The organism is Bacillus sp. RCC_6_1 (assembly GCF_041360755.1).
GTDB classification, from domain to species: Bacteria; Bacillota; Bacilli; order Bacillales; family Bacillaceae_G; genus Bacillus_A; species Bacillus_A cereus.
On the sequence record NZ_JBFUPV010000006.1, the window covers coordinates 259,583 to 272,073 of the forward strand.

Consider the following 12,491-nt stretch of genomic DNA (forward strand, 5'->3'; position numbering starts at 1 on the left):
TTTGCTGGATACTACATGATACATTTGTTATTTACAGGATTTTAATTAAGACCAAATCCATACACCATCATTATTTTCAGCGTTCGTCTTTGCTTCATGAACTTTTTCAATATGGTCAACTGTGTTCCAGTTAATAGAACTTCCGCCCCACCCTACATACTTCATATCAATTTTCACTTTCTCACCCGCATTAAATACTTGTCCCTTTGTTAAGAAAACATCAATAATAGCTTTCTTCCCATTTAGCGATGGATACTCAACTACAACATATTTAGTAGCACCGTCTCCCTCATCTTCCATCGTTCCTACTTTTGATACTTCTCCAATTACATAATTAGGTGAGCCATCTTCTTTCATGTGCATACCTAACTTGTTTGTTGTATTTTCAACTGCAGTTGCAACCATATATTCTGTAAAATTACGCATCATAGATCCAGTAGCTTTTACTTCATCTCCTACTTTCACATTTGAAAGTGAATCAATATACACACTAACCGGTTCCTCATATTGCTTAGATTTTACAACAATTACACCGTTATCTACTTCTACTACTCGTCCTTCTAACGTCGAGAAATTCGATTCAATAGAAGCTGCACTCGCTTTTGTTACTTCTAGTCCTGGTAAATTTGTTCCTGATAATGCTGCGATCCCTAAAGCACCTGCTAAAATTAATTTTTTCATACCCATTATGAAACATCTCCATTCATGATGATTTTATTTTTTTGATTGGTATCGACCAACCTGTAACCATTATAGTTACAGGTTGTAGAAAATAGCAACCCTCTTTCTTATGCAATTTTGCATACTGTAACTTTTAAATATATAGCAAGAGGACTAAATTCTCGAATTATAATAGTTAATTTAATTCAAAGCTAAAATAACCTTATGACCACGGTATAAAGAAATTAAGAACTATTTTCGGTCCTAAGGTTAACGAATAGCTTTATAAAAACTCAATCAAAATCTATTCAACTAGTTGAAAAATGAACTATGTCGAAATTTATTTTTATAAAATTCAAATTTTAAGGAGGTTTTACAAAATATTACACAGAATCATTCGTATATCGTAATATTTTTGGGATTTTTTACAATTCGTTTCATTTTATCTACCACGTTTAGACAAAATGAAATAAAACAATAAAAAGGAGAGAGATAGATTGAAAAGAAAAATTAGTACAGCTGTTGTAGGGTTATCGGTATTTAGCTTCGGTCTTTTTGGTGTAAATATTGGAGAAGGTGGAGGCGTTGTAAAAGCTGAGCATGGTGAAACTTTTGCTCCAAAATTAGAAAGCCATGGGGACCACGGTGGCGCTTCTGCTTTCAATGTTGGTGATACTCCTGCTCCGAAATCAGTAAGCATTGGGGATGGCGGTGGCGCTCCTGCTTATGATCATGGTAGACCTCCTATTTCATCATACAATATAGGGGATACTTGGGCACCTTCTTATACAAATACTCATGGAGAAGGAATGGCTCCTAAAAAAGAGAGTCACGCTGACTTCTTTGCTCCTACGTTAGAAACGCATGGTCATACTGGCGGCCCTGCTTTAAATGTTGGCGATACTGGCGGGGCTCCTGCATTAAACATCGGCGACACTGGTGGAGCTCCTAAACAGGAAGGGCATACACATTTCCCTGCTCCGAAAGTTGAATCTCATGGCAATACTGGCGGCGCCCCTGCTAATTCTGAACATGGTACAGGTTGGTAAGTTAACAAAATTAAAATCTATTTAGATTACCATTTTCATATACTTACAAGGAAACCATCCGATGTAACAAATATTATGTATATACATGATTTCTATTGTGATACACTCTAACCGAGAGAAATCTCCAATACATATGTGGTTTTCAAGTCTAAAAAATACACCTAGTAATGAGGTGTATTTTTATTTTACCTCTCTATCTACTAATCAAAGAATAATCCCCTAAAAATCAAAAAAAAAACGAAGAAACTACCTATACTTCGGACACTTAAAGTACCACGAACGTTGCGATTTTTAGTGACAATCCGTATCAAACCTCACTTTCATCCCATGCCTAAAGGCGATAGCTTTCTTGTTCAGGAAAAGCTGTAACCTCTCCATTCATGATGATTTTATTTTTCGGATTGAATACGATCAACTTGTAATCATTACAGTTACAAATCGCAGAAAATATCAGCCATCTTTCTCATACAATGTTGCATACTGTAATTTTCAAATATAAATCGGTTATTCCTATATTCAACACTAAGACTGAATTCTTGAATCCCAGCAGGTAAACGGATTGATGATGAAGAAACTAATGTCATACATCATGTTTTTCAATGATACAGTTTGTATAATCGTAGTCCATTACATTATGTAGGAGCGGAGTTAACATGTTAAAAAAACAAAGAGATTACAGCCAGGAGATACCGTGGCGACAGTAAGTCCTTCGTGGGGAGGAGCAGGTGATTCTGAAATAAGATAACGATATGACAGGACTCAAATAAATAAAAACACTCCTATAAGATATGACTGTGAATTGGTACTTTTCAAATGATATGAAGATTACTTATCTAATGATAAAGGGGGATTTACGTGTATGGACGTAACATTTACAGTAAGTAAATGGGATGAAAAACTAATTGATGATACTAGAAAAGATTTCCCTATTAATATTGCCCATGTTGAATATGATATTGATGGAGAATTAAAAGGAAAAGCTTTTGTTGAATACTTATTATATTATCTAGACTCAAATATAAATGATGGTCACTTGGCTACGGCTAAAATTTCTGGATTTTTACACTTTGAAGGAATTTATAAGGGGCAACAAGGGACATTCACAGCTATAGAGCAAGGAATATTTGATAAAGGAAATTTAGATTCCCCAGGAACAATTATTAAAGCTACCGGTAACTTAGAAAATCTGAGAGGGTCCTATAATTATCAGTTTACAGGTCAAACTAGTAAACTAATTTTAGAATTTGAACGTTAGCAAAATACCTTATAATTTAGTGGAAAGGACATTTCTTGTAATACTAGGAATGTCCTTTTTGTTGACGAGCTTATTCAACTATTTTCTAATAGTTAAGAAAAGAACAGAATATACGTTATGGGGGAATTAAAACGCTAAGCCTGAGAGGCATGGAGAACCCACTTATTCATTACTTCTCCTACTAAAGAATAATCCCCGAAAAACTTCCCTTCATAACTTCTTTTCCAACTTGATTCACACATGTAAACATCGCAATTATCTTTGTACGTTTTTTTCATCAGGTTCTAATTGTTCAATTGTTACGTCACAACGAATAGTTACTATTAATTGGTGACTTTCGATCAAATGAAAATCGCCTCTTATAGAGAGCAGTTTTACTTATATTTATTCTTATGCAAATTCTGAAGCATATTCTTCGTATGTCTTTAATGTATTAAGCAATCGAGCTGATTCAATCATGATTTCGTTCGAAGAATCAGTTACACAAATGACAATAAATCGATTATCATCTCTATCTCCAAACAATCCTTCTGATTCAAGTTCCATTAACACATTTAACGTTTCTTTCAACAGTGTATTTACTCGTATGTTAAAGTCATCTTCGACGATATTATGATATTTCTTAATAATTTTTTTCACTTCATCAAACATTCCAAAATCGTCCCATTCGCTCCACTCAACAGCTCCGTATCTATAATAATTGTATAAAGGGTCCGATTTATTAACTTTGATTAGTCTTTCTTCATTAGCCACTGGTCCAATGCTATTGACACAATCGTCTGTTAATATGGAGTACCCATATATTGTGTCAACACCGAACCTAGTTAAAAGTTCGTTATAATGACAACGAATTGCATTTTTCAATTCAACATAAAAACTTTTTTGAAGATGCATTTTCATCGTATTTCCTCCATTTTTTTGTAGCGACCTGCTGTTACATATTTCAATCTTAACATGAAAATCAACATTAAACGTTAACTGAGCCAAAATAAGAAAAACCGAAACTCAAATCATTTCGGTTTTTCAAAACTATAGAAGTCAATATTTACTTTAAAGAATGAACAAACAACCCACTACGCAGTTTCGGTTCAAACCACGTTGATTTCGGCGGCATGACTTCTCCGGCATCTGCGATTGCTAATAAATCTTCCATAGATGTCGGATATAATGCGAATGCTGCTTTGTATTCGCCGCTGTTCACAAGGCGTTCTAGTTCTTCTAGCCCCCGTATTCCGCCAACAAAATCGATACGTGAATCAGATCGCGGATCATGTATTTCAAGCACTTGGCTTAATAAATGGTCTTGCAGAATAGATACATCTAAACCTCTAACAAGATCATTCGCATCAAATGTTTCCTCTTTCACTGTGAGCTTATACCACTTCTCGTTTACATACATACCAAATGTTTTTGGCTCATTTGGTTTATACGGAGAAACAGGTGCTTCTTCTACATAAAAGTACTGCGTAATTTGATTTAAAAACTGTTCCTCTGATAATCCATTTAAATCTTTCACAACTCGGTTATAGTCCCAAATCGATAATTCATCATGAGGGAATAGAACCGATAAGAAGAAATTAAATTCCTCTTCTCCTGTGTAATTTGGATATTGTTCTCTTCGCATAATTCCTACTTTTGCAGCTGATGCAGAACGGTGATGCCCGTCTGCAATATAAAGATTAGGAATATCTTCAAATGCATTTACTAAAGTCGTAATTACATCTTCATCTGCAATCTTCCACGCAACATGCTTAACACCATCTTCTGCTGTAAATGTATAAATTGGCGCATGCTCTTCTTTCCAGCTTCTAATTAAATGCTTTACTTCATCTTTTGTACGGTAAGTTAAAAATATCGGACCTGTATTTGCGTCACACACATCTACGTGGCGAATACGATCTAGTTCTTTTTCATGACGTGTTCTTTCATGTTTTTTAATTGTATCATCTTCATACTCATCAATAGATGTACAAACGACAAGGCCTGACTGCGTTCTTCCTTGCATCGTCAGTTCATAAATATATAGCGCTGGCTCTTCATCTTGTATGAACACTTCTTCTCGTATAAATTGCTTTAAATTGTCGCCCGCTTTTTCATACACGCGATCATCATACGGTGACAATTCAGGATCTAAATCAATTTCTGCTTTATCAACATGCAAGAAAGAATATGGATTCCCTTTTACAACTTCCCTTGCCTCTTCACTATTTAATACGTCATACGGTAAAGCTGCCACTTGTGCCGCTTTTTCCTCTACTGGACGAATGGCCCGAAACGGTCGTATTTTTGCCACATTCCTCTCTCCTTTACACAATCATTCGAACGGCTACAACACCTGTAATTTTGCTTATATTTTCTACAATATTCTCTTTTATTATATCATCAATTCCGTTATCGATATCAATCATTGTGTATGCCCAAGAATGTTTACTACGATTAATCATATCGGCAATATTAATATGATGTTCCGCTAAGCATCCTGTAATTTGCCCTACCATATTCGGGACATTTTGATGCATAATTGTAATTCGTTTCTTTCCGATATACGGCAATTCTACGTTTGGATAATTTACTGAGTTACGAATATTTCCTGTCTCTAAATATTCACGTAATTGACGTGCTGCCATTACTGCACAATTTTCTTCTGATTCAGACGTAGATGCACCAAGGTGAGGCGTCGCTGTTACATTTTTCATCTTTATTACATTTTCATTCGGGAAGTCCGTTACGTAATGTGTAATAATATCTTCTCCTAATGCTTTTTGAAGAACCTTTTCATCTACAAGTTCTCCTCTAGAGAAATTAAATAGACGCATCCCTCTTTTCATCTTCTCTACAGCGTGTTCCCCAATGATCCCCTTCGTTTGATTCGTAAGAGGAATATGCAGTGTAATATAATCACACGTTGCAAAAATTTCATCAAGGCTAAATGCTCTTTGCACATGTGTAGAAAGACGCCAAGCTGTTTCAACTGAAATATAAGGATCATATCCGATAACATCCATGCCTAACGCTAACGCATCGTTCGCAACTAAAGCACCGATTGCGCCAAGTCCGATAACACCTAGACGTTTCCCTGCAATTTCTGATCCAACAAATTGTTTTTTTCCTGATTCAACAAGCTGTGGTACTTCTTCACCCTCTAAGTTTTTCGTCCAACTTACACCATTAATAATGTTGCGTGAAGACATAATAAGACTGGCAATAATGAGTTCCTTTACTGCATTAGCATTTGCCCCCGGCGTGTTAAATACTACAATTCCTTTTTCTGTACATCGCTCGACAGGAATATTATTTACACCAGCGCCAGCTCTTGCAATCGCCTTTAAGTCTTTTGAAAACTCTTCTTGATGTAAAGAGTAGCTACGAAGCAAAATTCCATCTGGATGATTGATTCTATCTCCTACTTCATAACGTTCTTCAGTAAAAACTTGCAAACCTTTTTCTGCAATTTGATTTAACGTTTGAACACGAAACATATCCCCATCTCCCTATCTATTCTCAAGCTCAAATTCCTTCATATAATCTACTAATCGTTTTACGCCGTGTGCTGGCATCGCATTGTAAATACTGGCACGCATACCGCCAACTGAGCGATGTCCTTTTAACGTAACAAGGCCGCGTTCCTTCGCTTTTTGTAAAAACTCATTGTTAAGTTCTTCTGACGGTGTTGTAAATGGAATGTTCATAAGTGATCGATACGCAGGATCAACTGGTGAAGTAAACAATTTAGATTCATCTAAAAAATGATAAATAAGTGAAGATTTCATTCTATTTTGTTCTTCAATCGCAGATACTCCGCCTTGCTCTTTCAACCACTCTAGTACAAGTTTTGTTACGTAAATACTAAAGGATGGCGGTGTATTATATAAGGAGTTATTTTTACTGTAAGTTTCATAATTTAACATTGTCGGACAAGAGCGATCTGCTCCCCCAATTAAATCTCTTTTTATAATAGCAATCGTTAAGCCCGCTGGTCCTAAATTTTTTTGTGCTCCCGCGTATATAAGACCAAACTTCGAAACATCATATTGTTCTGACAAAATATTTGAAGACATATCCGCAACGAGCGGCACTCTTTCTATATGTGGAATATCCACATATTTTGTCCCCTCAATTGTATTATTCGTTGTAATATGTACATAATCTAGTTTTTCATCGCTTAGTAAACCGTCCAGTTTAGGAATCGTAGTAAACTTCTCTTGCTCGGAAGAAGCAATCACTTGTACTTCCCCAACTTTTTCGGCTTCTTGCAGTGCCTTTTTAGACCATGAGCCAGTTAGTACGTATCCAGCTTTTTTATACGTATTCATTAAGTTCAGTGGTATCATAGAAAATTGTAATGACGCACCGCCTTGTAAAAATAAAACATCATACTCATCAGGGATGCTCATTAATTCACGAAGTAAGTTACTCGCTTCCTCTATAATACTTTGAAAATAAGAAGATCGATGACTCATTTCCATAATAGACATGCCTGTCCCGTTATAATTTACAAGCTCCTTTTGCACTTTCTCTAAAACTGGCAAAGGGAGTATTGATGGTCCTGCTGAAAAATTATAGACTCTCTCCATTACCCTCATAACCTCCCCTATTTCTCATTTTTATTAATTTTTAAACTTTCTGAATTATAACCTAAAATATAATACGTGGTCAATTTGTTTTCTATTATTACGGCGCAAGACGCAATGGAATCGCTTGCATGTGCAAACTATTTTTATAAACATACAAAAAAGTGTTAAGTACATAATCGTACTTAACACTCTAGTAATAAAGTATAATTGCTAATTGTCCGTGAAGAACCGATCAAAAATTTGATAAATAGCAGAAAGACCAATGAGCCAATAAATAGTGTCCACAAGCGCCGGCATAGAACCAAACCATTTCTCAACTACATTGTAATCTAACGCTACAAACAACCAATTCAAACCGCCGAGAATCACCAAAATTACTGTAAGGTAAGACAAAAATTTCATTATGATTGCCCCCTAGGTGATAAGATGGTGAAAGGCCTTTCACTAGAAATATATGTAGTAAACTTCAAAACTTACCTATTTTATAAAAATTATTTTCGGTACCACCCGTTAATAACTGTCTCTGCTTCTTTACTATGTATTTGATACGCATGTGTACTATCATTAGAGCCAATAAACCAAATTGAAAAACCTTTAAAATATGGTTTCGGTTCTAATACATCTCGGTAAGCACGCCATCCATTTAATTGTACATCTTTCGAAAACACATTTGAAACATCTGGATTCCATGGATTTTGTAATCCAAGTTCACGTGCTGGAACGTTAAATCCACCAAAATAAACTGGCTTTCCTGTTGCATTATGTAATTGTTCCAATTGCTGAACAACATTTTGCCCACGATTATATACTGTCGTCGCAAATAAACCTTGCTTCACTTCTTCATATGACGGATTTCTTTTTCCAGAAACTTCAAACCAACTATCGATACTAACAATATCTACCTTCTTTAAATACGGACGGTTTATTTTCTCTATAAACTTCTCTTCATAAGAAGGATCCCAGCTTGCTGTTAACCACCAGTTCATTTGATACAAAATATTTCCTTTATACTGATTACGAACAAAATCAATTGTATCGCTCCAGTATCCTTCTGCATACTCCATATTCACGAAATTAGAAGCAATCTTTAGTCCATACACATTGTATTTACTTGTAATGGAATTAAAAATATCTTGCAGAATAACCGTCTTCCAATTCCAGAAGAAATCATTAATGTTACTTGGGTTCCATTCTGTCTCTCCAACATTCCCCTGCTGAATATATGGGAACGGTTCCACTATAACTTGAATATTACGCTTTAATAATTCTTGAATTAAAATAATAGCTTGTTGCTTTTGCGCTTGATTAATTACCATGTTAGTAGAAGTCACATTTGGGATATCTACTTGAATCGGTACATTTACTGTATTTAAATTTAAGCGCTCCACATCCGCTAATACTTTCGCTACATTTCCAACTTCCCATACTGTTACGTTTCCTGATTTGATTTTTCCAGATTGAACAGTATTTACATCTGCCTGTACATTTCCTTGAAAACAAAAAGAAAACAACATAATAAACACTCCTAAAAAACTTATTAAACTCTTATTTTTCTTCACAACTTTCCCCCTATAATTTTTGCCTTTCTTGATTATTTTATACAACGTTTCACATTTATTCCAGAAAAAAATGAAGTGCCGTTCAACTATATTCATATAAATCTTCTAAAAATAGTAGGAAAAATAAAAAAGGAGCAGATTTCCGCTCCTTTTTATCCTTTTACGATTGAAATTATTGAATCCCTTCTGGTAACTTAATTGAATCAAACTTTTCATATGAATCAATCTTTATACTCACAACTGCATCCAATTTTTCCTTATCTGTACTAGCTTTTTTATCTGAGTTACTTTCACTCACTTTTATAGTTGTTCGCATCTCTTCAAATTTATAATCTTTTGTTATTATATATTCAATGTTAAACGCATCCATATTAAATCCTTCCGTTAATTTTTTCATATCTCCATTAATTTTTTGTAACGTATCTACCGCTTCTTTTCCCTTTAATTCAAGTGTAAGTTTATATGTGTCTCCATCTTTCTTTGCTTTCATTTTCTTAGCCAAAGCTTCCGGTAAATCTAACTCATTAAGTAAATTTTTACTGACCATTACATCATTTACATTAAATTGATTATTAGGTATCGTAACTAACTCTCCTGTATCAGGGTTTTTCACTTGAGCAGCGACCTTTCCATCTACTTCATACGTTACAATATCTGTACCACTTATTTTCATTTCAGCTCTAGAATTCTTCAGTTTCGGCTCCATTTGTATTTTCATTTTAATTTCTTCTGATTGGCCGCTCCCCTTCATTGACATAAGAGATGTCAATGTAAGATATTCCTCTTGTTTTAATCCGTCAGCTGCTTTTTTAAAAATATCTTTCGCTACTAACTCTTTTTCTTTTTTTACAGATACTGTTTTAGGTCCACTTGTTTTTTCACTGCTACAACCAGTTGTTAAACCTACTATTAGCGCCAAACTAGATATTACAACCATTTTCTTCATACTGATTCTCCCCATTTCCCACTTAAAAATATTTTCATCCCATGTATAGTAAATCAACTGAAATAAATATATATACAATAATTATTTAACCTCTAAACGAAACCAGTTATTCAATCCGTATACTAATGTAACTAAAGCTCCTATCACACCAAAAACAACAATATTTACACCAATTGACGAACCAAATAAAACAGCCATCATTGACACCATCAGTAATAGCATAGCAATACTATTTATCTTAATTTCTACTACATCGCCATCCTTTACTTTCTTTTCTTTACTTCCAAAAAAGAATTGTTTTACTTTAATATTCGCTTCATCTAATTCAAAAGGAAGCGTATATTCTTCGTTATTCTCAAGTTTCATTACTACTTCGTTATCTACCTTTACAGCAACTCTTGCTGCTCCTCCCATTACCCCTGTTGCTCTTATTACTTTAATACTCATGCTAAATCTCCTCTCCCCCTATGACTTCTCCATGTCATTCATTTTTGTAATTCTTCTCTTATGAAATCCTTGAATGTAAAACAAAAAATGTATTTGTATGACATCGAAATCTTTTACGCTATACACCCATTTCTCGTTAAACAAAATATTCCAACAGAAATTATAACAAGTTCCTGCAAATTTTTTTGTCAAATTTTGTCGCGTTTACAAAAAAAGAGACTCTTACATATAGTAAAAGTCTTTTCTATCATTACCGTGGCTGTAACGTTAACATTTCCCCTTCTATTCCCGCTGTATTCAGTGTAGTCGTATGATAAATCATCTATTTGATCATGATACCAATCCCTTCTAAAAGGATAAAAATCCTCTTCCCCCTAATTCGCTTCTATTATGAAAGAACCTTTTGAAACATTGAAAAACCCCCTTCATTTTCCTACCAATGAAGGGGGTTTTTCTTATCGTTCGCTACGCCAACTTTCATTATGCCCAAGATTTGAATCTGTCGCTACTTGCACATCATATAACATTTCACTAAAGAAGCGTTTATCTACTTCTTTTGGTACAATGCGTCTTTCATCATCAATCTCATCGTATTCATATGAACCACGATTCACTGTACCTGCTTTATAAAATTGAATGTCAAATACACATACATCTTCTTCATCTTCATAACCAATCGGCGCTCCGCTAAATGACAATTGCACGCCTAATCCGGTACGAGTATCTTCTTTGTAAAATGTATAATACACACCGCCATCTTGAACAGACCCACGGATCCATCCAAGCTTCGTCATCTTACCGAATAACGAACGACCATTTAGTAAAATACCGCCAAATCTCTCAATAGCACTCTCATCATTCTCTTCTACTACAAACACTGGACGCTCAATTTGTAGGAACGGCTGAACAATTCCCGCACTTTCTAATTGCTCTTTCCATAATTCCTTCTCCGCCCCAGACAATTCTAACGGATGAACGAAACCAATAACAGTGCCAGATGAAAGTTCATAACTCTTCCCGTCAATTGTACAGTACACGCCACCTTCTGCATAACGGAATGCCTTCAGCAACTTCCCTTCCTTATACTCACCCCAAATGAGTGAAATAGAAAATTGCTTCATAATTGGATTATCCATAAATACAGACTTCCATGCATTATGTGACCAATAACGCTTTAATGAAAGTGCCGTTTCCAATCGTTGTTTTTGCATGGAAAGAGTATTTCGGAGTTCCTTCTTTAAAGAGGCTAATTCTTTTTTAGCCTCTTCAGCCTTTTCTACATCATCTTTTGCATTCGGCTTTGGAAGTGACTTCATACGTTTTCCTTCTTCTGTCTCTAATTCAATTTTTGACTCTGTAGTTAAAATGGCAGTAAAACTTCGATTCCCGAAATCAATTATTTTTTCACCATGTATAGTAAAGCCAAGGTCCGGCACCAATTGATCTGCCAGCTCTTCCTCTGTTATACCACGTGTTTTCGCAGCAAGACTTAGCGCTTCTTTTGCTGCATTACGTACTTGCTTATGTTTATATTTAAATGCTATTGCATGAATAGACATAAGTGCAAGCTTAGATGAAGACAAACCTAAAGCACGAACGGCATCCGCTGCTATCTTTCCTCTCATTTGAAGCACCCATTCATCAATTTGCTTTATAAGTATGTCGACCATTTTGTCGTCACTATACATTCCGTATAACGAAAGAATTCCACGTTTCTTCACATCTGCGTCTTGAGAAATCCATATTTGATATATTGTTTGCACATATTCTTTTAAGTCCTCTTCATTTAAAGCTCTACCAATTACTTCTGCTGTTTCTTTCTTCTCAATAACAGCATCTGAAATATACTGTTGTAAATAGGCTAACGGAATTGCAGCATCAGCAATTTCATCAGAGTCACGTAAACGGATTTGTGGCTCACCCCCATCGCTATCAAGTTTAAATTTTATAATGCCCCCAAAACGAAAAATTTGTGTCATTTATAGAAAGAAGTTCATTTTT

Annotated in this window: 11 protein-coding genes and 1 pseudogene; 2 read left to right on the forward strand and 10 right to left on the reverse strand. The window is 35.1% G+C overall.

Annotated elements, in window-relative coordinates:
• Positions 1-45 precede the first annotated feature (45 nt).
• Entirely contained in the window at positions 46-687 is a 642-nt protein-coding gene (locus AB6801_RS19295; protein WP_000525525.1) for a F0F1 ATP synthase subunit alpha, read from the reverse strand.
• Between the two features lie 470 nt (positions 688-1,157).
• Between AB6801_RS19295 and AB6801_RS19300 the strand changes: the two genes are divergently transcribed.
• The gene (locus tag AB6801_RS19300; protein ID WP_088067452.1) at positions 1,158-1,709 is read left to right on the forward strand and encodes a hypothetical protein; all 552 of its coding nucleotides are present in this window, start codon (positions 1,158-1,160) and stop codon (positions 1,707-1,709) included.
• A gap of 859 nt (positions 1,710-2,568) precedes the next feature.
• Positions 2,569-2,964: a DUF3224 domain-containing protein gene (locus tag AB6801_RS19305; RefSeq protein WP_000383503.1), complete on the forward strand. Its 396-nt coding sequence runs from the start codon at positions 2,569-2,571 to the stop codon at positions 2,962-2,964.
• 390 nt (positions 2,965-3,354) lie between these two features.
• Here the strand turns inward: AB6801_RS19305 and AB6801_RS19310 are convergent, their stop codons facing one another.
• The 9 genes and pseudogenes from AB6801_RS19310 to AB6801_RS19350 form a co-directional block, all read right to left on the reverse strand.
• Positions 3,355-3,864 carry a DUF4303 domain-containing protein gene (locus AB6801_RS19310; protein ID WP_000781771.1) on the reverse strand — a complete coding sequence of 170 codons (510 nt, stop codon included), beginning with the start codon at positions 3,862-3,864 and terminating at the stop codon, positions 3,355-3,357.
• Positions 3,865-4,009: 145 nt separating this feature from the next.
• Positions 4,010-5,257, reverse strand: a complete 1,248-nt coding sequence (locus AB6801_RS19315) for a DUF1015 domain-containing protein (protein ID WP_053512593.1) — start codon at positions 5,255-5,257, stop codon at positions 4,010-4,012.
• Between the two features lie 13 nt (positions 5,258-5,270).
• Positions 5,271-6,443, reverse strand: a complete 1,173-nt coding sequence (locus tag AB6801_RS19320) for a 3-phosphoglycerate dehydrogenase family protein (RefSeq protein ID WP_053512594.1) — start codon at positions 6,441-6,443, stop codon at positions 5,271-5,273.
• A 12-nt stretch (positions 6,444-6,455) separates the two neighbouring features.
• Complete coding sequence (gene serC, locus AB6801_RS19325; protein WP_000442937.1) at positions 6,456-7,538, reverse strand: 3-phosphoserine/phosphohydroxythreonine transaminase; 1,083 nt, start codon at positions 7,536-7,538, stop codon at positions 6,456-6,458.
• 210 nt (positions 7,539-7,748) lie between these two features.
• Positions 7,749-7,940 carry a DUF378 domain-containing protein gene (locus AB6801_RS19330; RefSeq protein WP_000670803.1) on the reverse strand — a complete coding sequence of 64 codons (192 nt, stop codon included), beginning with the start codon at positions 7,938-7,940 and terminating at the stop codon, positions 7,749-7,751.
• Positions 7,941-8,029: 89 nt separating this feature from the next.
• Complete coding sequence (locus tag AB6801_RS19335; RefSeq protein WP_134995552.1) at positions 8,030-9,097, reverse strand: glycoside hydrolase family 113; 1,068 nt, start codon at positions 9,095-9,097, stop codon at positions 8,030-8,032.
• Positions 9,098-9,269: 172 nt separating this feature from the next.
• On the reverse strand, positions 9,270-10,043 hold the full coding sequence (locus AB6801_RS19340; protein ID WP_000738993.1) for a DUF6612 family protein: 774 nt from the start codon (positions 10,041-10,043) through the stop codon (positions 9,270-9,272).
• Between the two features lie 81 nt (positions 10,044-10,124).
• Positions 10,125-10,490: a hypothetical protein gene (locus AB6801_RS19345; RefSeq protein WP_000025027.1), complete on the reverse strand. Its 366-nt coding sequence runs from the start codon at positions 10,488-10,490 to the stop codon at positions 10,125-10,127.
• A 455-nt stretch (positions 10,491-10,945) separates the two neighbouring features.
• Positions 10,946-12,415 (reverse strand): annotated as a pseudogene (locus AB6801_RS19350) (DUF4132 domain-containing protein); the annotation flags it as partial.
• Positions 12,416-12,491 lie beyond the last annotated feature (76 nt).

Coding starts and splice junctions, on each gene's coding strand:
- AB6801_RS19295 (WP_000525525.1), bottom strand. CDS start 687: ATGGGTATGAAAAAATTAATTTTAGCAGGTGCTTTAGGGATCGCAGCA.
- AB6801_RS19330 (WP_000670803.1), bottom strand. CDS start 7,940: ATGAAATTTTTGTCTTACCTTACAGTAATTTTGGTGATTCTCGGCGGT.
- AB6801_RS19340 (WP_000738993.1), bottom strand. CDS start 10,043: ATGAAGAAAATGGTTGTAATATCTAGTTTGGCGCTAATAGTAGGTTTA.
- AB6801_RS19305 (WP_000383503.1), top strand. CDS start 2,569: ATGGACGTAACATTTACAGTAAGTAAATGGGATGAAAAACTAATTGAT.
- serC (WP_000442937.1), bottom strand. CDS start 7,538: ATGGAGAGAGTCTATAATTTTTCAGCAGGACCATCAATACTCCCTTTG.
- AB6801_RS19310 (WP_000781771.1), bottom strand. CDS start 3,864: ATGAAAATGCATCTTCAAAAAAGTTTTTATGTTGAATTGAAAAATGCA.
- AB6801_RS19345 (WP_000025027.1), bottom strand. CDS start 10,490: ATGAGTATTAAAGTAATAAGAGCAACAGGGGTAATGGGAGGAGCAGCA.
- AB6801_RS19320 (WP_053512594.1), bottom strand. CDS start 6,443: ATGTTTCGTGTTCAAACGTTAAATCAAATTGCAGAAAAAGGTTTGCAA.